We start from the raw sequence: 22,870 nt of genomic DNA on the forward strand, positions 1-22,870 counted from the left end.
GTTTCAGTCCCTGACGCGGGGGCAGGGTCGAGCCCTTCCGGCCGGGGGAATGTCAGACCCCTGCCCTAGCGTGGCGGCATGGATCTCACTGGTGTGGAGCAGGTGCGGCTGGTGCCCTGGGCGGAGGGCGACTTCTGGCTGCTGCGGCGGACCAACAGCCCCGAGATGACGGACCACTTGGGCGGGCCGGAGACGGAGGAGAAGCTCCGCGACCGGCACCGGAAGTACGTCGAGCCGGAGTCGGGGCGGATGTTCCGGGTCGTGCTGGCGGACGGGGGCGAGACCGTCGGCTCGATCGGCTACTGGGAGCGGCCCTGGCAGGGCGGCCTCGTGTGGGAGACGGGCTGGGGGATCCTGCCCGAGTTCCAGGGACGGGGGCTCGCCGCGCGGGCCGCCCGGACGCTCGTCGGGACCGTCCGGCAGGCCGTGCGGGAGACCGGCGGCCACCGGTCCCTGCACGCCTTCCCCAGTGTGGATCACCCCGCGTCCAACGGGGTGTGCCGAAGAGCCGGCTTCACTCTGCTCGGCACGGTCGACTTCGAGTACCCGAAGGGCCACCGGATCACGTCGAACGACTGGTACGTCGACCTGGATGCCTACGTGGACGCCGACGTGGATGCCGACCTGGCTTAGTGCCCGGCGTCCCTCAACTCCCGTACCAGCCGGGCCGCCACGGGCGCCGGTACGCCGTGCCGCTCGGCCGCCCGCAGCAACGCCCCGCCGATCGCGTCGAGTTCGAGGGGGCGGCCCGCCTCGGCGTCGCGCTGCATGGAGGACTTGGTGGCGGGCGGGAAGGCGTCGTAGCGGGCGAGCGACTGGGCCGGGTCGGCGGGGACACCACAGGCGCGGCTGACGGCGGCCGTCTCCTCGACCAGGGCGGTCAGTTCGTCGCGGTGGCGGGTGCGGACCTCGCCCAGGGGGAGGGCGTGGCGGGTGGTGAGGAGGGCGAAGGGGGCGAGGAAGGCCATCTTCGCCCAGAGCGCGGCCGTCTCGTCCGGCAGGACGCGGGTGGTCGGGCCGGCCTTCGACAGCGCGTCGGCGAGGGCGTCGAGGCGGGTGCGGGGCACCTCGTCACCGGCGAGGTCGATCTCCGCGAAGGGGCTGTCGTGCTCGATCACACCGGGGGCGACGCGGGTGGACTCGGCGCGGATGACGGCCGGGGCCACGCGGTCCGGGCGGTGGCGCTCGCGAAGCGCCGCCGGGTGCTCGACGCCGTTCAGGAACGGTACGAGGAGGGCGTCGCCGAGAGCCGCGGTGGGGATGCGGGTCAGGGCCGCGTCGAGGGTGGTCTGCTTGACGGCGATCAGGACCGCGTCGACAGGGGCGCGGAGTTCGGTGTCGGCGTCGACGGGGGCCGTGAACTCGCCGAACTGCTTGCTGCGGACGCTGATACCGTGCGTACGGAGGTGCGCGGCCGTGTCGTCTCCGGCCAGGCAGGTCACCTGGTGACCGGCCCGGGACAGGAGGGCGGCGAGGAGCCCGCCGATGCCTCCGGGGCCGAGGACGGCCACAGTGAGTACGTCGTTCGCCATGGGTGGATGTTCCTCTCGTCGGTCGGCTCCGGTGTGGTGGCCGCCTCGGAGGTGATCATGGCAGGGGGCGGGGTGTGGAGGGAAGGGGCGACGGACGGGGTGCCGTGGGGCGAGACTGGGGGCATGTGCCGAAGCATCAAGACACTTCGCCCGCCCGCGCTGGCCGAGGAGGCCACGGAGGAGGAGATCCGGGCTGCCGCCCTGCAGTACGTACGCAAGGTGTCCGGCTTCCGGGCACCGGCCGCGCACAACCAGGAGGTGTTCGAGAGGGCCGTGGAGGCGATCGCGGGGGCTACTGCTGAGTTGTTGGGTGGGTTGGAGGTGCGGGGGCAGGTCGTGCGGCGGGGGTAGCGACGGGCGGCGTCGCTTGAAGCGGCGCCCGGGGTCGGTGCCGGGGGGCGGGTCGCGCAGCCCGGCGCTCACGGGGCGCCGCCTGCGCCCACCCGTGCCGCCCCAGCGGCACGACTGCCCGCAGCCTGACGGGGGTGGCGTCGCGCGTGTCCGCGCCGAGCGGTCAAGCCGGCCTGTGCCTTGCGGCGCCGGGCACGGCAATTTCAGCCTGTCCGGCGTTTGAGGACGAGGCCCGTTCAGGGCCGATGCGGGGGGCTGGGGGCGGAGCCCCCAGAAGGGCGGTCACTTCCTGGACGACCGGGACGGGTGGGCGGGGGGCAAAGGGCCGGGGGCCTGGGGGCGGAGCCCGCAGGTGGTGGCGTCACGTCGGCTATGCCGGCTGGCGGCGCATCACGTACGCCGCTCCCGCGCCCGCGCCGAAGAGGGCCAGCACCGACACCCCCGTCGCCAGCCATGTCGCGCCCAGCCAGTATGCGCCGAAGTAGCCGAGGGCGACGCTGTAGCCGGCCCAGGAGAGGCCGGCGAGGGCGGACCAGGGGAGGAAGTCGCGGGCGCGGCGGTGGGCGGCGCCGGCGATGAGGGAGACGACCGAGCGGCCGGCGGGGGCGAAGCGGGCGAGGACGACCAGGGCGCCGCCGCCCCGCGCCAGAGCCCCGCCGAGACGTTCCTGCGCCGTCGTGAGGCGCCGGGAGCGGGAGATCGCGCGGTCCAGGCGTGCGCCGCCGCGCCGGGCCAGCCGGTAGGCCGCCAGGTCGCCCAGGACGGAGGCCGTCGCCGCGGAGAGGATCAGGGCCAGGATGTCGGGAACCTCGTGCGGAACCCGCCCCGTCGCCGCCCCCGACCCCGCGGCCGCCGCCGTGGCCGCCGTGATGACGAGCACCCCGCTCGGCAGCACCGGCAGGAACACGTCGAGGAGGACCGACAGGGCCACCAGCGCATAGATCCATGGAGCGCCGATCAACGCCCCCACACTCTCGAACACCGCGAACTCCCCCGTGTCTCCCCCGTGCGGCCTGACCATGCCGCGGTGGCGCGGGGGCGGCAGGTGCGGCCATAACAGCCATCCAGCGTACGCCTGGGGTGTGACAGCAGATTCACGGGGGGCTCGTGTGTTCGGCACAGCGCGTTCACCTGGGCGATCGGTCGACCGTGTGACGCCCGGCCTCGGAAACGACTCCCTGAACGCGACAAGAGCGCTCTCCCCGTACGCACGGAGAGAGCGCCCTTCTCGTAGCGCAGGACGGCTCAGCCCAGGACGGCTCAAACCGTGGCCGTCGCCTTCCGCCGCGCCGGCTCCCGCTGCTCCGTCGACCGCTTGGTGAACAGCCGGTCCACGCCGAGCGCGCCGGAGCCGGTGAAGATCAGCAGCAGGAAGGCCCAGCAGAACATCGCGGAGGCCTCGCCGCCGTTCTCCATCGGCCACAGGGTCTCCGGCTGGTGGACCTTGAAGTACGCGTACGCCATGGAGCCCGAGGCGAGGAACGCGGCGGCGCGGGTGCCGAGGCCGATCAGCACCAGACTGCCGCAGACCAGCTGGATCACGGCCGCGTACCAGCCGGGCCAGGTGCCGGCGTCGACGGTGCCGCCGTTCGTGCCGGCGGCTCCGCCGAGGACGCCGAAGAGCGACGCGGCGCCGTGGCAGGCGAAGAGCAGGCCGACGACGATGCGGAACAGGCCGATCGCGTACGGCTGCGCGGTGTCGAGACGAGCGGACATGTGGGGGGTACTCCTTCGGTGTCGGTCGTACGACCGGTCCTGGGGACGGACCGGCCGGTGGGGGCGGCGGTACCGAACGAGCGACCCACGGTAGGGGGACCTAATCGATGCTTGCAAGTTCAACATTCGGCCATGGTTTCGAATCCGCTCGCGGTGCCGTCTCCGTCGCCGCCGCACGGAGTACCGCTCTCGCCACCGCGTCCGCGTCCGACAGCGTCACCGAATCCACACCCGGGCGGGCGCCCGCCGCGGTCACCCAGTGCACGCCCTCCGTGGGCACCCCGAAGGCGAACCGCCGCGTGTGCGCCCGGCCCTGACGGTTGATCAGGCGGTAGGGCCGTTGTGTCACATCCAGCCCTCCGGTCACGTAACCGTCGACCGTGTGCGGGCGGCACTGCCCGGTCCTCAGCAGCCGGGCGAGGAGACCGTCGGCGGTGCGGCGCAGGTCCGGTTCCGGAAGCCGGGCCTCTATGAGGGCCGTCACGCGGACGGCCGAGCCGGGCACGTCCGGGGAGTGTGCCCGCCAGGCCCCGTCCTCCTCCCGCACCTCCAGCCGCGGGCCCAGCACCTCCACCACCCCCGCTTCCACCAGCGCGGTCAGCTCCTCGATACGGCGGCGGGGCGGGCCGATGGACAGGAACGCGTTGAGCGGGGTGTACCAGCGGTCGAGGTGGTCCCGGCGGGAGGCGCCGGCCAGCCCTCCGTGGTCGACGACCAGCCGCAGCTCGTTGCGCAGGTCCCGCAGCACGTCCAGGGCCGCTTTCAGGGGCCCGCGCACATTGCCCCGCGCCGCCTCCTCGGCGTCCCGCCGCAGATACGCCAGCAGCCACTCCCGCCACTGCCCCGGATGCGCGAACTCCCGTCCCGTATACGGCCGGGAGATCCGGTCCCAGTTCCACCGGCCGGCCTCCGGCACCCCGAACTCCTCGAGGACGGCGGCCTCCTGGGGGCTCCGGTGCGGGACGGCGAGAAAGCGGTCCGCGAACTCAGGGCGCCGTACGAGGGCCGCGTAGTAGACCGTCTCCACCTCCTTCGCCACCAACGGCCATATCTCCGTGAGGAAGTCGGGCGCGTCACCGGAGTCCGCGCGTTTGCGGAAGCACGAGATCACCTCCGGGGTGAGCACGAGCGGGGTGTGGCGGCCGTAGGGGCCCTTGGCGTTGTCGCCGCGCGCCTGGTACGGGATGCCGCGCCGGGAGCCGGCGTACAGGCGCGGTTCGCGGCCCGACGGCAGGTAGCGCAGGCCGTCGGCGCCGGCGGGGACGAAGCGGCCGCCGCGGCCGGTCGTCAGCAGGGCCATGTGGTCGAAGAAGTTCAGGCCCAGGCCGCGCAGCAGCACCGGTTCGCCGGGCGTCACGGCGGAGAGGTCGACGTCGGCCGGGTTGGCGGGCGGGATGTGGCACAGGCCGTGGCGTGCGGCGTAGGCGGCGTGGCGCTGCTGGGACGGGTCGGCGGCCACCGGCAGATGGCCCTGTGCGAGGACCACGGCGGACAGGCCGAGCAGCACCCGGCCGTCGTCCAGGGTCAGCACCTGGCGGCCGTCGGCGGAGTCGTCGAGCCGGACCGCGCGTGCCGCGTGCGTCTCGACGCGTACCGAGGGCGGGGCCTGGCGGACCGTCCGCGCGAACACCCACTCCAGGTAGCGGCCGTACTGGGCGCGGGTCGGGTAGTCGTCCGGGCCCGGCTCGCCGCCCGCCCACTCGTGCAGGCTGGGGCCCGGCCGGATCGGGCCCGCGCAGTCCACGCTGTCGTCGGTGAACAGGGTCACCTGCGAGGCCACGGTGTTCATCAGCAGCTCGTGCGACTGCCCGGTGCGCCAGACCCGGCCCGGCCCGGGCGGCGCCGGGTCGACGACGTGGACCGTCAGCCGTGCCCCGGCGGGGAGCAGCTCCGGCGCGGAGGCGCAGAGGCGTTCCAGGACGCTGGTGCCGCGCGGCCCGGCGCCGACGAGGGCGACGGCGACGGCGGCCGACGCCGGCTCCGGCTCCGGGCCTTGCGGGTTCGACGCCGGTTCCGCATTCAGTGAGGGCAAGGGCCTGACTCCCGGGCGTGGGGGCGCGATGGAGTGAACCGCCCACGAGAACGCGATGGAAGCGGACGGTCCGCCTCATCATGCCCCCGCGCCTCACGGAAGCCAACGCGAGCCCCACACGCCCGAGTTGTCCCTCAAAAGCACCTCATGCCGGGGTCAAGTCGGACTCTTCCACCGTCGCGAGCGCCCCGTTCTCCCGCGCCTGCTCCAGCCGCAGCCGGGCCGAACGCCCGCGCAGCGTCAGGGTCATGAGCTGGTTGCCGAACCAGGGCCCGCCCGTCCTGCGCCAGTCCACGACCGGCCGGGGACAGCGCCCGTGCCGCGCGAACCGGCGCCCCAACGCGCGGGCCACGGCGCTCCACCCGAAGCGGAAGCCGACCCGGATCGACAGCGGGATGGAGTTGTGGACGGGCGAGCAGGTGAGCTGCAGCACCCGCGCGTCCGGAGCGGCCGCCGGCCACCGCGGCTCGGCCACGTACGCGTGGTGCACGTCCCCGGACAGCACGAGCACACTGGCCGGCGCCTCCGCTCCCGTCCCCACCTCGGCGAGCAGCTCGGTCAGCGCGGTGAAGGAGCCGGGGAACGCCGCCCAGTGCTCCAGATCGGCCGCCCGCCGCACCCGCTCCCCGAACCGCGCCCACCGCTCGCCCCGCTCACCCCGGCACAGCGCCGCGTTCCACGCCTCGGCGTCGTGCACGAGGTGCGGCAGCAGCCAGGGCAGAGAGGTGCCGACGAGGAGATGGTCGTACGATTCCCGCCCCTCGAGGGCCTGCTCGCGCAGCCACTTCGCCTCCCCGGGGCCGAGCATCGCCCGCCCGTCCTCCTCCAGCACCCGCGCGGCCCGGGTGTCCACCATCAGCAGCCGGACCCGCCCGAAGTCACGCCGGTAGCTCCAGCGCACGGAGGATGGTTCGGCGTCGGCGCGGCAGGCGAAGTCGCGCAGGAGGTCGGTGCCGTCGGGGGTGGCGCGTACGGCCGCGTAGAGCGGGTCGGCGGCCAGTTCGGCCGGGGAGAGGTTCCCGAGGTGCTGGTGGACCCAGTACGACATCAGGCCGCTGAGCAGCCGCTCGCGCCACCAGGGGGTGGCCCGCATGTCGGCGAGCCAGGAGGCGGAGGTGTTCCAGTCGTCGATCACATCGTGGTCGTCGAAGATCATGCAGCTGGGCACGGTCGACAGCAGCCAGCGGACCTCGGGGTCGAGCCAGGACTCGTAGTAGAGCCAGGTGTACTCCTCGTAGTCGGCGACCTCGGCGCCCGGGGGTTCGGCCAGGTCGCGGCGGGCCGCGAGGCGGCGGCGGATCGCGGCGGAGGTCTCGTCGGCGTACACCTGGTCGCCGAGCAGCAGCAGGACGTCGGGCCGCTCGGCTCCCGGGTCGGCGGCGATCCGCGCGGCCAGGCTGTCCAGGGCGTCCGGGCCCACGGGGTCGTGCTCGTCGGCCGGGGGCGCCGCCCACCGGCAGGAGCCGAAGGCCACGCGGACGTCGTCGCCGTCGGCCCGGCTGCGGATCACGGAGGGCGGGAAGCGGGAGTCGGGCGGCGGCCACACGCGCGTGCCGTCGAGGGCCACCTCGTACGCCGTCTCCGTGCCCGGCGTCAGGCCGGTCACCGGGATCAGGGCGTAGTGGTGACCCGCCACCTGGAAGGTGCGGGCCGTGCCGCCGGAGCCGTCCGCGCAGCGCACTTCGGCGGCGCACGGACGGCTCGTCTCGACCCAGACGGTCGCGGTCGCGCCGTCGGCGTATCTCAGCAGGGGTCCCAGCCGCAGTCCGGCCACGTGATCGCCTCCTCCGTCGCCCCGTACGGTACGGAACGACGGAGGTCAGTGGCGAGGTTCCGGTGCGGAACGGGGATCAGCAGCTCGACAGGTAGCTCGTGAGCGCGCTCTTCTCGGCGGAGTCCACGGAAAGGCCGTAGTAGTACTTCACCTGGACCCAGGCGCGGACGTAGGTGCAGCGGTAGGCCGTGCGCGACGGCATCCAGGTGGCGGGGTCCTGGTCGCCCTTGGCCTGGTTGACGTTGTCGGTGACGGCGATGAGCTGCGGGCGGGTCAGGTCGTTGGCGAAGGCCTGGCGGCGGGATGTGGTCCAGCTGTCGGCGCCGGAGTCCCAGGCCTCGGCGAGCGGGACGAGGTGGTCGATGTCGACGTCGGAGGCGGCGGTCCAGGTGGCGCCGTCGTAGGGGGAGTACCAGCTGCCGCTGGTGGCCGCGCAGGCGGAGTCCTGGACGACGTTCGTGCCGTCGCGCTTGAGGACGACCTCGCGGGTGTTGCAGGTGCCGGACTGGGTGATCCAGTGCGGGAAGAGGTCACGGCTGTAGCCGGTGCGGTCCTCGGTCGCCACGGTGAGCGAGGCGAGGTAGGTGCGGGCGGTGGCGGCGCTGACCGGGGTGGGCAGGGCGGCGGAGGCGGTCGGGGAGTTGAAGAGCGCGACGGAAGCTATGAGGCCGGTGAGCGCCGCGAGTATGCTGACCCGTCGACGCGCGTAGAACTTCGACATGCGAACTCCCTTGAGGGGTGGGGGCGTTGCGGTGCGAGCGAGGGAATGCTCGCGATGCCGCGTTGCGGGGAGGTGTGCGCGCGGTAAGAAGTTAATGACGCGAACATGACACGACAAGGTGTGCGGCGGGATCCGTGACGGGATCTTCGGCCCCGCGAGACCGGCGTGAGGGTCACGTACTATGGACGGCGCAGAAGGGGAGTAGCTCTTCGCCGGACCGTCGACATACTGCTCAGCCCGTCCCCGCGACAGCTGAGCCGGCGCCCGGAGGCAGGCCCGCACAGGGTCGGCCGGCGAGACCTTCGGCAAGCAGTGCACATCCGTGCCGTACGGCACGGATGACATGTGTGCTGCCGTGCCGAGGCGTCCTGCGCGAAGGAAGCAGCACTCTCGGTGGGGCAGCCCCGACCGATTGAGGACCCTTGATCAGCTTCACCGTGACGGCGCTCGTCTTCGGCGTCGTCTTCCTCGCCGAACTGCCGGACAAGACCGCCCTCGCCGGCCTCGTCCTCGGCACCCGCTACCGCGCCTCGTACGTCTTCGCCGGCGTCGCCGCCGCCTTCGCCCTGCATGTCGCGCTCGCCGTGGCGGCCGGCAGTGTGCTGACGCTGCTCCCGCAGCAGATCGTGCACGCCCTGACGGGTGTCCTCTTCCTCGCCGGCGCCGCGATGCTGCTGTGGAAGAAGGACGAGGACGAGGAGGAGATCCGGCGGCCCGAGAACCAGTCCTTCTGGAAGGTCTCCGGGGCGGGTTTCATGCTCATCCTCGTCGCCGAGTTCGGCGACCTCACCCAGATCATGACGGCCAACCTCGCCGCCCGCTACGACGACCCGCTCTCCGTCGGCCTCGGCGCGGTGCTCGCGCTGTGGGCGGTGGCCGGACTCGGCATCGTCGGCGGAAAGGCCCTGATGAAGCGGGTGCCGCTGAAGCTGATCACGCGGATCGCGGCGGCGCTGATGCTGGTGCTGGGCGTGTGGAGCCTGTGGGAGGCGTTCGCCGGGTGACGCGGGTGACGCGGGGGACACGGGGTGACGCGGGGGTGACGCGGGAGATCCGCGGACGGGTGGGCGACCGGGCGAGCTGAACGGAAAGTGAACGCTTGCCGGGGAGGGTGGCGTGCGCGCCGGATTGTTTTGTACCGTGGGGGAACAAAGTGGCTCCCGCCCGTTTTCCCTGACCGGCGGGCGGGGCCGCCTTGTGTTTCCTGCGTGCCTGTCCGTGCCTGCACGTGCCCGTACGCGCCTGTACATGCCGGGTACGTCCCTGGAGTCCGTGCAAGGAGTCGCCGATGCCTGCCGCCGAGTCCACCGTCCTGACCGCCCGCGCCCTCCTGCTCGACATGGACGGCACCCTCGTGAACTCCGACGCCGTCGTCGACCGCGTCTGGCGGCGCTGGGCCGAACGGCACGGTCTGGACGGCGACGAGGTCATGCAGGTCGTCCACGGCCGCCAGGGGTACGCCTCGATGGCCGTCCTGCTGCCCGGCCGGCCGATGGAGCAGAACTACGCCGACAACGCGCGGATGCTGGCCGAGGAGACCGCCGACATGGAGGGCGTCGTCCCTGTCCCCGGGGCGCCCGAGTTCCTCGCCTCGCTGCAGGATGTTCCGCATGCGCTCGTGACCTCGGCGAACGCTCCGCTGTCCACGGCGCGGATGGCGGCGGCGGGGCTCGCGCTGCCGGAGGTGCGGGTCACGGCGGAGTCGGTGGGGGCCAGCAAGCCGGATCCCGAGGGGTTCCTGAAGGGCGCGGCGGAGCTGGGCGTCGACCCGGCGGAGTGCGTGGTCTTCGAGGACTCCGGGGCGGGGATCGCCGCGGGGCGGGCGGCGGGGATGCGGGTGGTGGGCGTGGGGGACCGGGCGAGGGCGCATGCGCCGGATGTGGTGGTGCGGGACTTGCGGGAGGTGCGGGTGGAGGTCGTGCAGGAGGGTGTTCGTCTGTACGTTGGGTGAGGCGTCACCCGGCGTGCGGTCCGGGGGTGGGTCGCGCAGCCCGGCGCTTGCGGGGTGCCGCCTTCTGTGGGTCGGGAGCCGCCCCAGGCGGCACGACTGCCCGCGGATCGACGGGCCTACGGCTCCTTCGTCTCCGACTCCAGCTTCTCCCTCGTCGCCGCCCCGTACACCCCCAGCTCGTCGCCCTGGATGCCCCGCGACCACTGGTAGTTCCGCAGAGCCTCCTCCAGCTTGCTGGTGAAGACGCCGTTGGCATCGTCGTTGTAGAGGAACAGCTGCTTCAGCCGCAGCTGGAGTTCCGTCACCTCGTCCCCCCGGTCCCCGCGGCGCAGAACCGTTGCCTCGGGGCTGCTCCCGGCGGCGTCGTCAGCGCCGTCGCCGGCGGCGTTGTCGGCGCCGTTCCCCGGTGTCAGGGATCCCGTGGCCCGGGCGGTCGGGGTGCTGGGGCTCGGCTCGCTCGTGGCGGAAGCCGACGGGGAGGCGCTGGACGCCGACGGGGACGGTGAGGGGCTCTCGCTCTCCGAGGGGGAGGGGGAGGCGCTCTCGCTCTCCGAGGGGGAGGGGGAGGCGCTGGAGGCCGACGGGGAGGCCGCGCTCGTCGAGGTGTCCGGCACGGCGGCCCGTACGTCCTCGGGGGCGGCGCTGTCACGGGTCGGCTTCTCGTAGGAGAACAGCCCGCTGGCGAACCCGGCCGCCGCGATGACGGACACGGCCGCGGCGGCGCTCGCGATCAGCAGCGTCCGGCGACGCCGGCCGCGCGGTCGCTCGCGGTCTGCGTACGCTCCGCCGCGGTCGGAGTCACCCGCCTCGAACAGGCTGAGGTCGGTCGCGCTGGGCGGGGAGCCCGTGGGGGCGAGCGGCGTGGGAAGCGCTGCCGTCTCCGGTGCCGGGCCGGAGGGGTTCACCGCACGCAGGGGCATGGTCGCGTCGGAGACCGAAGGCAGGGGTGCCGTCACGTCGGACGCCGCGGAATCCTCGGTTCCGGCGCCGGGTCCCTGCTCCCCGAGCTCGACGTACGGCCGTATCCGCAGCGGATCGAAGTCCCCCGCGGCGGCAGCCTCGGCCACCCGTGCGTCGCGCAGGGCCTCGGACGCCCGCTGGGCGCAGGTGCACGACGGGGTGTTGTCCGGCGCGCGGAGCGCTCCGCACTCCGGGCACGGAAGCCCGTGCCGCCCCGGTCGCCCCTGCTGTCCCATCGGTTCGTTCACCTGTTCGTCCCTCCCCATGCGAACTCCAGAGATTATGCCGATCCTTCACACGACCTCCTGCCCGTGACCCCCGGAATGCAGGGTTCCGACAGGACTCGACGGGCCATAACGGGACACACCGATCACGATGGAGTAGGTGTCACGTGAGCCTCGGGAGGCATCCATGGCCTTGGACGCGCACACGCGGACGGGGGATCCCCGTCAGGAACACGTCCCCGGAAACGTCCTCGTCTCGATCGGCGCGCTGCTGCTGGGCATGCTGCTCGCCGCCCTCGACCAGACGATCGTGTCGACCGCGCTGCCCACGATCGTCAGCGACCTCGGCGGGTTGGAGCACCTTTCCTGGGTGGTCACGGCGTACCTGCTGGCGTCCACGGCCGCGACACCACTGTGGGGCAAGCTGGGCGACCAGTACGGGCGCAAGAAGCTCTTCCAGACCGCGATCGTGATCTTCCTGATCGGCTCGGCGCTGTGCGGGATGGCGCAGAACATGCCGCAGCTCATCGCCTTCCGGGCCGTGCAGGGTCTGGGCGGCGGCGGGCTGCTGGTGCTGTCGATGGCGATCGTCGGCGACCTCGTCCCACCGCGTGAACGCGGCCGCTACCAGGGCCTGTTCGGTGCCGTCTTCGGCGCGACCAGCGTCCTCGGCCCGCTCCTCGGGGGCCTGTTCACCCAGCATCTGAGCTGGCGCTGGGTCTTCTACATCAACCTCCCCGTCGGCGTCGTCGCCCTCGCCGTCATCGCGACCGTCCTGCGCATCCCGAGCAGGGCGGCCAAGCACGTCATCGACTACCTCGGCACCTTCCTCATCGCCTCGGTCGCCACCTGCCTGGTGCTGGTGGCCTCCCTCGGCGGCACGACCTGGGGCTGGGGCTCGCCGCAGATCGTCGGACTGGCCGTCCTGGGCGTCGTCCTCGCCGTCGCCTTCGTCGCCGTGGAACGGAGGGCGGCCGAACCGGTCCTCCCGCTCAAGCTGTTCCGCATCCGCACCTTCACGCTCTCCGCCGTCATCAGCTTCATCGTCGGCTTCGCGATGTTCGGCGCGCTGACCTATCTGCCGACCTTCCTCCAGGTCGTCCAGGGCGTCTCGCCGACCATGTCGGGCGTGCACATGCTGCCGATGGTGGCCGGCATGCTGCTGTCGTCGACGGTGTCCGGGCAGATCGTCAGCCGCACCGGCCGCTGGAAGGTGTTCCCGCTCACGGGCACCGCCGTCACCACCGTCGGCCTGCTCCTCCTGCACCAGCTCGACGAGAACAGCCCCACGGCCGAGATGAGCGCCTTCTTCTTTGTCTTCGGCCTGGGCCTCGGCCTGGTGATGCAGGTCCTGGTCCTCATCGTGCAGAACGCGGTCTCCTACGAGGACCTCGGCGTCGCCACCTCCGGCGCGACCTTCTTCCGCTCCATCGGCGCGTCCTTCGGCGTCGCCGTCTTCGGTACGGTCTTCGCGAACCGCCTCGGCGACAAGCTCGCCGCCGCCTTCCGGGGCGTCGACCTCCCGCCCGGAGTCTCCACCGACGCCCTGGAGGCCGACCCGCGCGTCATCGCCGACCTGCCGCCCGCCCTGCGCCCACCGGTCCTGCACGCCTACGCGTCCTCCATCACGGACGTCTTCCTCTACGCCGCCCCCGTCGCCCTCCTCGGCTTCCTCCTCGCCTGGTTCCTGCGGGAGGACCGGCTGCGCGGCTCCGTCACCGCCCCGGACGTGACCGAGACCCTCGCCAGCAACCCCGTCGAGCGGTCGTCGTACGACGAGGTGTGCCGCGCGCTGTCCGTCCTCGGCACCCGCGAGGGCCGCCGCGAGATCTACCGCAAGATCATCACCCGGGCCGGCTACGACCTCCTCCCGGTCGCCGGCTGGATGCTGCTGCGCATCAAGCGGTACGGCAGCGTCGAACCGGGCGTGCTCGCCGAGCGCAGCCCCGTCCCGCTCTCCGTGATCCTCGACGGCGGCCGCCAGCTCGAGGAACGCCACCTCGCCGCCCGCGAGGGCCTCGACCTCGTCTTCACCCCCCAGGGCCGTGAGGTCGCCGAACGCCTCGCCCAGGCCCGCGAGGACTCCCTCGCCGAACTCCTCGGCGACTGGTGGGGCCCGGACCGCCCCACCGACCTGGTCCAACTGGTCAAGGAGCTCAACACCGAGCTGTGCGGCTCGGACCGCGAACAGCCCCACGAGGGAAGGCCGCTGGCCCGGCTCGGTTAGCCGGCCTCGCCGCCGACGAGACTCTTGCTGAACCAGTGCTCGGCGTACGGATTTTCGTTGTACGGCTCGGTCTCCGTGTAGCCGAGCCGGGCGTACAGGGCGCGGGCCTCGACCAGGTCGCCGCGGGTGTCGAGGATCATGCGGCCGGCGCCCAGTGCGCGGGCGGCGTCCTCGGCGGCGCCGACGAGCAGGGGCGCGCCGCCCTTGCCGCGTGCCCCCGGGAGCAGGAACACGCGCTTGAGCTCGGCGGTCGTCGCGTCCACCAGCCGTACGCCCGCGCTGCCGGCCGGCTCACCGTCGTACCGTGCGACGAGCAACCGGCCCCGCGGCGGCGCCAGCCGGTCCCCGGTGCTGGCGGCGATCTCCCGTTCCAGCTCGTCGGGGTCGGTGCGGCGCCCCTCGTGCAGCAGGTACCAGCGGTCGCTGACCTCCGTGTAGTACGCCCGCCACAGCGCGGCGGCGACAGGGGAGTCCACGGGTTCCGGGGCGATCGTCCAGGTCATGACGGTCATTCTCGGGAGCGGACCCACCGGGCGCGCAACCGGATATGCGTGACCTCCGGCGGGTCCACCACCTGCGTCTTCCGCCACTCGACGTGCCGGTCGCCGAGGCCGTCGCACAGACACCCACCCGTGCAGCCGCTCCCCGCCGACGCCCAGCGGATTCGGAGAGCCGCCGGATCGGCACACCCGTCCCGGCAACTCCGGAGACAGGGCGGCGCGAACCATGTGCCGTTTGTCCGGCGCAGTCCGGGCAACCCGAACGGTGAACCGGCCCGAGGGGCCGACACACCGGAAGGCAACCATGTCCACAGGCGTGATCATCGCTCTGATCGTGATCGTGGCGGCCGTCATCGCCGTCGCGGCCATCCTGGCCGCGAGGGCCCGAGGGTCGCACGGAGGACGCAGCCTGAAGCAGCGCTTCGGGCCCGAGTACGACCGGGCCGTGGCCCGGCACGACGGGGACGTCAAGGCGGCCGAGCGGGAACTCGGCGCCCTCGTGGAGCGGCACGGCGGGCTGCATGAGCGGCCGCTGGAGCCCGCGGAGCGCGAGCGGTTCGAGGCCCGCTGGACGGCCGCGCAGGAGCGCTTCGTCGACTCGCCCCGTGAGGCGGTCGCCGAGGCCGACCGACTGCTCGCGGAGGTGGCAGGCGCCCGGGGCTTCCCGGACGGTGCGCAGTACGAGGAGCAGGTCGCCGCGCTGTCCGTGCACCACGCGGACCATGTGCACGGCTACCGGCGCGTGCATCAGGTCGCGCGCGTCGGGGCCGACGGCGGCACGCGCGACGGCCGGGGCCCCGGCACCGAGGATCTGCGGGCCGCCATGGTCGACGGCCGCGCCCTCTTCGACGACCTGGTGGGCCAGGACCGGCACATGTCCGGCCGCCACCGCGCACGGACCCGGCACGACGATCGCCGGGCGACCCGGGCCCGTGAGGGCCACCACCTGCCGTGGAGCTTCCACCGGCACCAGACGAAGGAGGGGTGACAGCGATGCCGGACGTGACATCGAGCGGTGAGGACAGGTGGGGGAGGCGGAACGAGCAGAACCAGGACCGGACCCGCCTGGTCTCCGGAGGCCAGGAGGCCCCGGCGACGACTGCGGAAATGCGGGCCGCCATGGTCGAGGAGACCAGGGACGCCAGGGGCGCCAGGGCCGCCGGAGAGGGCGGCATGGGCGCTGACGCCAAGGGCGCCGGGACCCCTGTCGGCGGCGGTCACCGCCCCGAGGGCTCGCACGGTTCCCCGCTGCTCCCGAACGAGGAGTGCGACAAGCTCACCTCGCGCATCCAGCACGCGGTCGCGGAGTTCGTGGACCGTCCCCGGGACGCCGTCGAGGAGGCGGACCACGTCCTGGAGGAGCTGGCCGCACGCTTCACCGACGCCGTGAACAGCCGCCGTCGTACCCTGCGCGGCTCCTGGCAGCTCGCGGAGGGCGCGAAGGGCGACACCGTCACGACCGCCGACACCGAACAGCTCCGCCTGGCCCTGCGGGACTACCGCGAACTGACGGAACGGCTGCTGCACATGTGAGTCGGCCGCTGATCCGGCGGTCCTAAGGGGTGCCGTCCCCGGCCGCCGCCCGGCGCTCCCGCCACTCCCGTACGACCCTCTCGACGTCGTACGGCTTCATGCCCAGCGGGGGGCCGGGCGGCGGCTTGAACATCATGTCGCGGAGTTTGACGTTGACGTCCGTGATGATCTTCCGGACGAGGCGCTCCGAAGGGGCCGCGTACGCCGCCGCGAGGGCGTCCTCCGCCTCCTTGCGCAGCGCGAGCGCCGGCGGCAGGACCGAGAGGCCCTCACGGGCCATCTTGCGTTTGATCCACCACAGTTCGTCGTACGAGGTGTCGGTGCCGGGGGCCAACGGCTTGCCCGCGCCCGGGAGTTGATCGAACTCGCCGCGCCGCTGGGCGTCGCGGATCTGCTTGTCGACCCAGGACTCGAACGGAACACCGGGTGGCTTTCGCTCGGTCATGCGTCCATTGTGCCGGACGCGACGGGGCCGGGCGATTTAGTATGCGGCCGCTGTGCATGGTCACTTGCCAGGCCACTCGCAGGTGACGTGCAGGGTCAGTTCAGACATCGTCGGACATCTCACGAGGAGCGCACGTGCTCGAACTCACCATGGCCACCGTCTCGGGGACGGAAGAGGGTGCCACCGCCGGCATGCTCATGGCCGACGCGCCCAGCGAGCCGGGCGCCGTGCTGCGGGTGGGCCGGGACAAGGCCGTGTGCCGCCTCGTGACCCCCGAGGACTGGCTGTTCGTCTCCCGGGTCCACCTGGAGTTCCTCTGCGGCCCCGAGGGCGTCTGGCAGGTCACCTGGCTGCGCGGCTCCCAGCCGGACCCGTCGTCCGAGGTCCGGCTGGTGGTCGGCGAGTACGCCCAGACCATCGCGTACGGCGGGACCGTACAGCTGCCGCGGGGCGGCAACGGCGAGCTCGTCGTCGTGGACCGCACCGGGCCGCGCAGCGTGAACGTGGGCTTCTACCACGAGGCGTGACCTGCGGGTCACTGCGCGAAGGGCTACGCCAGGACGCGCGCCAGCGCGAACCCGTCGTAGCCCTTGGTGCCCACCGTCTGGATCGCCGTGCCGCTCAACCTCGGGTGGGAGCCGATGAGTTCGATCGCGGCGCGGCTGCCCCGCACGTCCCCCGCGTCGCTGTCCGCGTCGGTCACCCGGCCGCCCCGGACGACGTTGTCGACGACGATCAGACTGCCCGTGCTGGTGAGCCGGAGCGCCCACTCGAGGTAGTTGGCGTTGTTGGCCTTGTCGGCGTCGATGAAGACCAGGTCGAACGGGGGCGGGTTCTCGTCGGCCAGCAGCGGCAGCAGGTCCAGGGCCGCGCCCACCCGCACCTCGACCTGGGCCTCGAGGCCCGCGCGGGCGATGTTGCGGGTGGCGACCTCCGCGTGCTTCGGGTTGTACTCCAGCGAGATCAGGTGGCCGTCGGCCGGGAGCGCGCGGCCCAGCCAGATCGTGCTGTACCCGCCGAGCGTGCCGATCTCCAGGATGTTGCGCGCGCCCTGGATCTCGGCGAGCAGTTGTAGCAGTTTGCCCTGGCTCGCCGTGACGTTGACGGGCGGGAGCTCGGCTGCCTCGCTGTCGCGCAGCGCGGCCTCCATCACCTCGTCGTGCGGGGCGAGGTGGGCGGTGAAGTAGGCGTCGACGGCGTCCCACACCTGCGACTCGCTCATGCGCTCTGCCTCTCGTGTACCTGACATATCGGTCATCTAGTTAGCAACGCTAACTAGTCGTGTCAACGCCGCCGCTGTGCCCGAGTTCCCCGCCGACCGGACCTCGCAGGTTTCCGGCAGGCGGAATTCAGCCGTTCGGCCCAGGAGGGGGCGGGGGCGGGGGAGAGAACGACGGCATGGGCGGCAGAGGGGGTGAGGTGGGCGTACCGGGCGTAGAAGGCGCCGTGCCCGGCATCGCGGGCTCGACGAGTCGCTGCCCCCAGGCGAACCGCCTCGCCCGCACCCTCCGTACGCGGAGCAGGACCGCCCCCGCCACCAGGGCCGCGAGCCCGCCCCCGACCGTCAGCAGCCACAGCGGGATCCCGGCCACCGTGAGCAGCCGGTTCTCGTACACCACCTGCCGGAACGCCGTGTCCTTCGCCGTACGGCGCAGCTCGTGGTCCCCCGAGATCGACGACGGCTCCGGGAGCTCCTGCGCGAGGGCCGTCAGGAACGGCGTACCGGCCGCCAGCTCGCCCAGCGGGCCCGTCGTCGCCTCGACCCGCCCCGCGAAGGTGACCCTGGGCCGCTCCCCGCCGATCCGTGACACCGGCTCCATGCGGTGGTCGGCCAGCACGTACAGGCCGAGGGACTGCGGAGTCGTCGCGAGCCGGGACAGCCGCATGGGGTAGACGAGGCTGCCGCTGGCGAAGGTGAGGTGGAGCGGTTCGAGGTCGCCGCGCAGCGGGGTGCCGGCGGTCTCCGGGGCCAGCCGTACCGCCACGTACTCCCAGCGCTTGTCGACGTACGGCTGGAGGGCCGTCTCCAGGCGGGGCGGGAAGGTGAAGTCGTTGTCGCCCAGCCAGTCGTCCAGGGCGGCCGGGTCGGTGGCCGTCAGCCGGGCCACGTCGAACGGCCCCAGCCGCTCACGCCCGACCACACCCACGCCGGGACCCGCCCCCGGCTCCGGCGGGGCGGCCCCCACCGCGCCGTCGCCGGTGGACAGCGGCCAGTCGCCGTCCTGTGGCCAGAAGTAGTGGCGGACGCGCTCCTCGGGGGCGGTGGCGTCGGTCAGTTCGTCGAAGAGCTCCGAGTCGCCGAGCTTCACGGTCGCCCGGCTCGGGACCGGCATGATCCAGGCGGCCCGGTCGGCGTCCCCGGTGACCGACAGGCTCATCACGATCTGCTCCTGCTCCCCGTCCCAGCGCACGACGGAGACCTCCCGGCGCACCGCGACCCGCTGCTCGTCACCCGGGACGAGCGCGCCGCAGCCGCAGGCGTGGGCGGGGGTGACGAGGGAGCCGATCTGGGTGGCGAGGAGGGCGAGAAGGAGGCTGGGCAGCCGCCCCCGCCCTACCCGTCCTGTGTGCCGTTCCCGCAGGAAACCGAGCATGCCAGTCGCCCTCCGTGGTCGATCCGTCGCTGATCACTGCCCGTGGTGGCTACGACGGGTACGACGGGGGGACCGGTTCCGTTCGTGTGAAGAGCGGGTTCCGTTCGTGCTGTGACTCAGATCGCACTCCGTGGAGGCGACTTTCACCCCTGCGCACTATCGTCTTCTGGACAAAAGGAGAGCGGACGTCAGGTGAAGGCGGGGTGGCCTGCGTCTCTGTCCGGGGGCGGTGCGAGCCTCATAGGGTTCGTCATGGCACCTCACGCATGGGACGCGTGGGACGACGGGGCGGGAGGCCGACGAGGCGTGGCGAATGCGGAGCACAGCGGGCGACCTGCGGAACGCTTCGGGGCGACGGCGGTCGACACGGCGAGAGCGCGTCTGCGCGCGGCCCGCCTCGGCCTCTGGCTGGTCGCGGCGGTCCTCGCCGTACGGCAGGTGGCCGTCGTCCTCGGCACCCCGCGCGGAGAGCGGCTGACGGACCTGGAGACCTGGGTCGGACCCGACGGCGTCCTGCACGTCAACGGTTCGCTCTACGACTCCACACGCTTCACGGGCACCCCCTTCGGCGGCCTCGTCCTCAAGCCCCTCACCCGAGCGGCCGAACAGGCCCTCGGCTGGGGCTGGACCTTCGGCACGCTGCTGCTGGTCGCGGCTCTGGGCCTGGTGGTGGCGCGAGCCCTGCCGCAACCGGTGAGCAGACGCACCTCGCTCCTGGCCGCCCCGGTCGCGATCAGCCTGCTCATGCTGTCCCTCCCGGTCCGCAACACCCTCTGGCTCGGCCAGACCAGCATCATCCCGGTCCTGCTCGTCCTGCTCGGCTGCTTCGTCGTGCGGGGGGAGCGAGCGGGCGGCGCGCTGATCGGCGTGGCGGCGGCGCTGCAGCCGACGGTGCTGCTGTTCGCCCCGCTGCTGTGGTTCACGGGCCGCAGGCACGCGGCGCTCTCCACCGGCGCGACGTTCGCCGGCACGACCCTGCTCGCCTGGGCGGCGATGCCGCACGACTCGTACACCTACTGGGTCCACCACATGGCGGGCGTGGGCCTCGGCGGCAAGGCGGACGCCCTCGCCAACCAGTCCCTCCACGGCGCCCTGCTGCGGCTGGACCTCTCGGGCCCGCTGGAGATCGCGCTGTTCCTGGCGCTGGGCGCGACGGTCGCCGTCCTCGGGGTGCGCAGGGCGGTGCGGTACGCGCGCGACGGTCAGCTGCTGCTGGCGGTGGCCGTCACGGGCTGCGCGGCGATCGCCGTGTCGCCGACGACCTGGCAGCACCAGCTGCTGTGGGTGCTGCTGGCGGTCGTCGGCCGCGTGGGCAAGCGGGCCTCCGACCGCTACGTCTGGCCGGTGGCGGTCATCCTGGTGATGACGCTCCCCGCGAAGATGATGCTGCCGAACATGGCGGCGCTGTATCCGCTGCGGGACAACGTTGTGCTGCTGGCGGCGGTGGCGGCGGCGACGGTGATTCCTTTCCTCTCGCGCACGTCGGAGTACTACCGCACGCCGATCCCGACGGAGTACGCGACGCCGGTGCCGGCGCGGTGGAAGCACGTACCGCTGCTGCCGTTCCTGCGCCGGGTGCTGACCCGCCCGAACCTGCTGCTGGAGCTGTTGCTGATCCGCGTGACGTACGCGGCGTACCAGCAGGTGCGGCTGGCGGCGACGGGCGGCACGATCTCCGGGGGCCGGGAGCGGGCGGAGGCCCACGGCCAGGAGATCCTCGACATCGAACGCTTCCTGCACATCGACATCGAGCACGCGGTCAACCACTGGGTGGTCGGGGTCGACTGGCTGCGGAACTTCTTCGACTTCTACTACGAGTCGTTCCACTTCGTGGTGCCGCTGTCGGTGCTGGCGGTCCTGTACTGGCGGCGGCCGGTGGACTACCGCTGGGCCCGGTCCTCGCTCGGCTTCGCGACCTTGCTCGCCCTGGTCGGCTTCTGGCTGTACCCGCTGGCCCCGCCGCGCCTGATGCCGGCGCTGGGCATCATCGACACGGTGCACGGCGTGCAGGACTTCTCCAAGCCGGACTACGGGACGCTGACGGCGTTGACGAACCAGTACGCGGCCATGCCCTCCCTGCACTTCGGGTGGTCGCTGTGGTGTGGAATGGTGATCGCGATCGTGGCGCCGAAGGGATGGATGAAGGCGTTGGGCCTGCTTCATCCGTTCTTCACGGCGTCCGCGATCGTGGCCACCGGCAATCACTGGGTGCTGGACGCGGTCGGAGGCGCGCTGGTGGTGTTCGCGGGCTTCGGGCTGGCTTATGCCTTCCAGGGGCCGCGGGCTCGGGCGGCGGTGGTGACGCAGGCCGCCGTCGAGCCGGCTGTGTTGGAGAAGGACCCGACGCCCAGCTGATCGGGCTCCTGTGAGGGACGCAGGAACAGGACGCATGCTCATAGAAAAGGCGCGGCGGCTGCTGGTCGGCACCGCCGCTGGTGTGGTGGTGCTGTCCGGGGCGGGCTGCTCCGGACAGGACGCCGGGCAGGACGCCGGGAAGGGATTTGGCGCGAGGGCGGGCGGTGCCCTGACGTACGAGGCACTGAGGAGCCTGGCCTTCAAGGACGGAGAGGTTCCGAACACGCACGACACGCCTGTCGAGGAACCCGCCCCCAAGAAGAGCGAGCGGACCTTCCCGCCGGTCTCCGACGCGTCCTGCCAGAGCGTTCTCGACGTCCTGGAGGCCAAGGGCGCATCCGCCGTCGTACGGCAGGTCTTCAACTGGAAGGACGACCTCTGGGGCGGCGGATCGACGCTGGCGTCCTACCGGGGCGAGGGCGCGGAGCAGGCCTTCGACCGGCTCGAGGAAGGCCTGCAGACCTGCCGGTCCTACTCCGGGGAGTCGTACGAGGGCGCGTACACGACCGAGGTCACCGGGGTGGGCGCCCCGCAGGTGGGGCAGGTCGGGGACGAGGCGCTGACCTTCCGCACCGTCACGCCCACGAAGGACGGCCTGGTGATGCACCAGGACCACGTCTTCGTGCGCACCGGCAAGGTCACCGCCACGTTCCGCAAGGCGGAGGCGGGCCATGAGGGGACGTTTCCCCGGGATCTGGTGCAGCGGCAGGTGGATCGGCTGGCGGAGGCGCAGGGCTCTTGACGCCCATGAGTGCCTGCCGCATCACAGCCGGTGCCCGTTTCATCCCGATAAGATGCATTTTGTGATCAGGTCGGGACGGCTCCGGCGTCGCCACCCTCCCCACGGTGGCCAGGGGAAAGCAGTACTGATGTCGCCGGTGATTGTCACCGTCGTCATCAGCAGCCTGGCATTCTCCACTCCGCGGGAGATCGCCTTCAGCCGTCTGCTGCCCGCGGCACCCGCCCTCGCAGCCGCGGTGTGGCCCGTACTCCCGACGGTCCTGCTGGGGGCGTTCTGCCTCCTGGTCATGACCGGGCTCAGCTTCGTCTACGCCGATCTGGGAACGCCGTACACGGCCGCTGCGATCGCTGCCGTCACCCTGGCGGCCGCGTACGCGAGCCATCTCCGACTCCAACGAGAGGAGACGCTCTTCCAGCTCAGGCTCGTCGCGGACGCGGCCCAGAAAGTGCTGCTGCGCCCGCTGCCGCGCCGGATCCATGACGTCGAGATCGAGTCCCTGTATCTGGCGGCCCAGGAGCAGGCCCGGATCGGAGGCGACTTCTACGAGGCGGCCGACACGCCGTACGGGGTTCGGCTGCTCATCGGCGACGTGCGCGGCAAGGGCCTGTCGGCGGTGGGGGCGGCCTCGGTGGTGATCAACTGCTTCAGGGAGAACGCGTACGACCAGCCCGACCTGAAGGGCATCATCCGTCGCCTGGAGACCAGCATCGCCCGCTACAGCATGGCGACCCCCGCCGCCGATCAGCCGGAGCACTTCGCCACCGCTCTGATCGCCGAGATCCCGTACGGCGGCGGGCGCATCAGAGTTCTCAACTGCGGGCACCCACCACCGCTGCTGGTGCAGCGCGGGGAGGTCCACGTCCTCGAGCCGACCACCCCCTCGGCGCCCCTCAATCTCGCGGCGCTGGTCGGAGACGACTACTGGGTCGACACCGTCACCTTCTTCCCGGGTGACCAGATGCTGCTCTACACCGACGGGGTTTCGGAGACCCGGGACCGCGCCGGCGAGTTCTTCCCGCTGTCGGACTGGATGCGGGAGCACAGCCCGGCGCCGCCCCGAGAGCTGCTGGACCGGCTTCACCTGGACCTGCTCCACTACAGCGGCGGAAGACTCGACGACGACATCGCCGCGCTCGCCGTGCGCTGCCGGCCCGCACGGGCCGCAAACGGTGCCGGGTGAGTCGGGCCGATGCCGGGTGAGTCGGGCCGGGCC

The 22,870-nt window shown here is 72.4% G+C and carries 22 protein-coding genes; 11 read left to right on the top strand and 11 right to left on the bottom strand.

Annotation, left to right across the window (positions count from 1 at the left end):
- The first annotated feature begins 78 nt into the window (after positions 1 to 78).
- Positions 79 to 633: a GNAT family N-acetyltransferase gene (locus IE263_RS26170; RefSeq protein ID WP_189940237.1), complete on the top strand. Its 555-nt coding sequence runs from the start codon at positions 79 to 81 to the stop codon at positions 631 to 633.
- Here the strand turns inward: IE263_RS26170 and IE263_RS26175 are convergent.
- The gene (locus IE263_RS26175) at positions 630 to 1,532 is read right to left on the bottom strand and encodes a ketopantoate reductase family protein (RefSeq protein ID WP_189940238.1); all 903 of its coding nucleotides are present in this window, start codon (positions 1,530 to 1,532) and stop codon (positions 630 to 632) included. The genes IE263_RS26170 and IE263_RS26175 overlap by 4 nt on opposite strands.
- A gap of 123 nt (positions 1,533 to 1,655) precedes the next feature.
- On the opposite strand from IE263_RS26175, the gene IE263_RS26180 reads away from it, so the two are divergent.
- Entirely contained in the window at positions 1,656 to 1,883 is a 228-nt protein-coding gene (locus IE263_RS26180) for a DUF2277 domain-containing protein (protein WP_189940239.1), read from the top strand.
- A gap of 370 nt (positions 1,884 to 2,253) precedes the next feature.
- Here IE263_RS26180 and IE263_RS26185 read toward each other — a convergent pair whose 3' ends face one another.
- The 5 genes from IE263_RS26185 to IE263_RS26205 all read right to left on the bottom strand — a co-directional run bounded on the left by IE263_RS26185 (position 2,254) and on the right by IE263_RS26205 (position 8,126).
- The gene (locus tag IE263_RS26185; RefSeq protein WP_189940240.1) at positions 2,254 to 2,865 is read right to left on the bottom strand and encodes a DedA family protein; all 612 of its coding nucleotides are present in this window, start codon (positions 2,863 to 2,865) and stop codon (positions 2,254 to 2,256) included.
- Positions 2,866 to 3,143: 278 nt separating this feature from the next.
- Positions 3,144 to 3,599, bottom strand: coding sequence for a DoxX family protein (locus tag IE263_RS26190; RefSeq protein WP_189940241.1), 456 nt, complete (start codon positions 3,597 to 3,599; stop codon positions 3,144 to 3,146).
- A gap of 100 nt (positions 3,600 to 3,699) precedes the next feature.
- Positions 3,700 to 5,622 carry an FAD/NAD(P)-binding protein gene (locus IE263_RS26195; protein WP_189940410.1) on the bottom strand — a complete coding sequence of 641 codons (1,923 nt, stop codon included), beginning with the start codon at positions 5,620 to 5,622 and terminating at the stop codon, positions 3,700 to 3,702.
- Between the two features lie 154 nt (positions 5,623 to 5,776).
- Positions 5,777 to 7,405, bottom strand: a complete 1,629-nt coding sequence (locus IE263_RS26200; protein WP_189940242.1) for an alkaline phosphatase D family protein — start codon at positions 7,403 to 7,405, stop codon at positions 5,777 to 5,779.
- A gap of 76 nt (positions 7,406 to 7,481) precedes the next feature.
- Positions 7,482 to 8,126, bottom strand: coding sequence for an HNH endonuclease family protein (locus IE263_RS26205; RefSeq protein WP_189940243.1), 645 nt, complete (start codon positions 8,124 to 8,126; stop codon positions 7,482 to 7,484).
- 422 nt (positions 8,127 to 8,548) lie between these two features.
- On the opposite strand from IE263_RS26205, the gene IE263_RS26210 reads away from it, so the two are divergent.
- Positions 8,549 to 9,130 carry a TMEM165/GDT1 family protein gene (locus IE263_RS26210; protein ID WP_189940244.1) on the top strand — a complete coding sequence of 194 codons (582 nt, stop codon included), beginning with the start codon at positions 8,549 to 8,551 and terminating at the stop codon, positions 9,128 to 9,130.
- 284 nt (positions 9,131 to 9,414) lie between these two features.
- Positions 9,415 to 10,077 (top strand): HAD-IA family hydrolase, encoded by a 663-nt coding sequence (locus IE263_RS26215; protein ID WP_189940245.1) that lies wholly within the window; start codon positions 9,415 to 9,417, stop codon positions 10,075 to 10,077.
- Between the two features lie 116 nt (positions 10,078 to 10,193).
- Here IE263_RS26215 and IE263_RS26220 read toward each other — a convergent pair whose 3' ends face one another.
- The gene (locus IE263_RS26220; protein ID WP_229911165.1) at positions 10,194 to 11,285 is read right to left on the bottom strand and encodes a peptidoglycan-binding domain-containing protein; all 1,092 of its coding nucleotides are present in this window, start codon (positions 11,283 to 11,285) and stop codon (positions 10,194 to 10,196) included.
- A gap of 163 nt (positions 11,286 to 11,448) precedes the next feature.
- On the opposite strand from IE263_RS26220, the gene IE263_RS26225 reads away from it, so the two are divergent.
- Entirely contained in the window at positions 11,449 to 13,488 is a 2,040-nt protein-coding gene (locus tag IE263_RS26225) for an MDR family MFS transporter (protein ID WP_189940247.1), read from the top strand.
- On the opposite strand, the gene IE263_RS26230 is transcribed toward IE263_RS26225, so the two are convergent.
- A complete protein-coding gene (locus IE263_RS26230; RefSeq protein WP_189940248.1) occupies positions 13,485 to 13,991 on the bottom strand; it encodes a GNAT family N-acetyltransferase in 507 nt (168 codons plus the stop codon). The two genes, IE263_RS26225 and IE263_RS26230, sit on opposite strands and share 4 nt — an antisense overlap.
- A 301-nt stretch (positions 13,992 to 14,292) precedes the next feature.
- On the opposite strand from IE263_RS26230, the gene IE263_RS26235 reads away from it, so the two are divergent.
- Both IE263_RS26235 and IE263_RS48770 read left to right on the top strand, forming a co-directional pair.
- Entirely contained in the window at positions 14,293 to 14,976 is a 684-nt protein-coding gene (locus IE263_RS26235; protein ID WP_189940249.1) for a hypothetical protein, read from the top strand.
- 5 nt (positions 14,977 to 14,981) lie between these two features.
- Positions 14,982 to 15,521 (top strand): hypothetical protein, encoded by a 540-nt coding sequence (locus tag IE263_RS48770; protein WP_229911166.1) that lies wholly within the window; start codon positions 14,982 to 14,984, stop codon positions 15,519 to 15,521.
- 22 nt (positions 15,522 to 15,543) lie between these two features.
- Here the strand turns inward: IE263_RS48770 and IE263_RS26245 are convergent, their stop codons facing one another.
- Positions 15,544 to 15,966 carry a DnaJ family domain-containing protein gene (locus tag IE263_RS26245; RefSeq protein WP_189940250.1) on the bottom strand — a complete coding sequence of 141 codons (423 nt, stop codon included), beginning with the start codon at positions 15,964 to 15,966 and terminating at the stop codon, positions 15,544 to 15,546.
- 134 nt (positions 15,967 to 16,100) lie between these two features.
- Between IE263_RS26245 and IE263_RS26250 the strand changes: the two genes are divergently transcribed.
- Positions 16,101 to 16,493 (top strand): FHA domain-containing protein, encoded by a 393-nt coding sequence (locus IE263_RS26250; protein ID WP_189940251.1) that lies wholly within the window; start codon positions 16,101 to 16,103, stop codon positions 16,491 to 16,493.
- Between the two features lie 23 nt (positions 16,494 to 16,516).
- Here IE263_RS26250 and IE263_RS26255 read toward each other — a convergent pair whose 3' ends face one another.
- Positions 16,517 to 17,188, bottom strand: coding sequence for an O-methyltransferase (locus IE263_RS26255; protein WP_189940252.1), 672 nt, complete (start codon positions 17,186 to 17,188; stop codon positions 16,517 to 16,519).
- A 127-nt stretch (positions 17,189 to 17,315) separates the two neighbouring features.
- A complete protein-coding gene (locus IE263_RS26260) occupies positions 17,316 to 18,560 on the bottom strand; it encodes a DUF2330 domain-containing protein (RefSeq protein ID WP_189940253.1) in 1,245 nt (414 codons plus the stop codon).
- A 306-nt stretch (positions 18,561 to 18,866) separates the two neighbouring features.
- On the opposite strand from IE263_RS26260, the gene IE263_RS26265 reads away from it, so the two are divergent.
- From IE263_RS26265 to IE263_RS26275, 3 genes are all read left to right on the top strand, one after another.
- Positions 18,867 to 20,915, top strand: coding sequence for a bifunctional glycosyltransferase 87/phosphatase PAP2 family protein (locus tag IE263_RS26265; RefSeq protein ID WP_189940254.1), 2,049 nt, complete (start codon positions 18,867 to 18,869; stop codon positions 20,913 to 20,915).
- 34 nt (positions 20,916 to 20,949) lie between these two features.
- Positions 20,950 to 21,657 carry a hypothetical protein gene (locus IE263_RS26270; RefSeq protein ID WP_189940426.1) on the top strand — a complete coding sequence of 236 codons (708 nt, stop codon included), beginning with the start codon at positions 20,950 to 20,952 and terminating at the stop codon, positions 21,655 to 21,657.
- Between the two features lie 127 nt (positions 21,658 to 21,784).
- Entirely contained in the window at positions 21,785 to 22,837 is a 1,053-nt protein-coding gene (locus tag IE263_RS26275) for a PP2C family protein-serine/threonine phosphatase (RefSeq protein ID WP_229911167.1), read from the top strand.
- The last annotated feature ends 33 nt before the right edge of the window (positions 22,838 to 22,870 follow it).

It is taken from the genome of Streptomyces aurantiogriseus (assembly GCF_014649375.1).
GTDB classification, from domain to species: domain Bacteria; phylum Actinomycetota; class Actinomycetes; order Streptomycetales; family Streptomycetaceae; genus Streptomyces; species Streptomyces aurantiogriseus.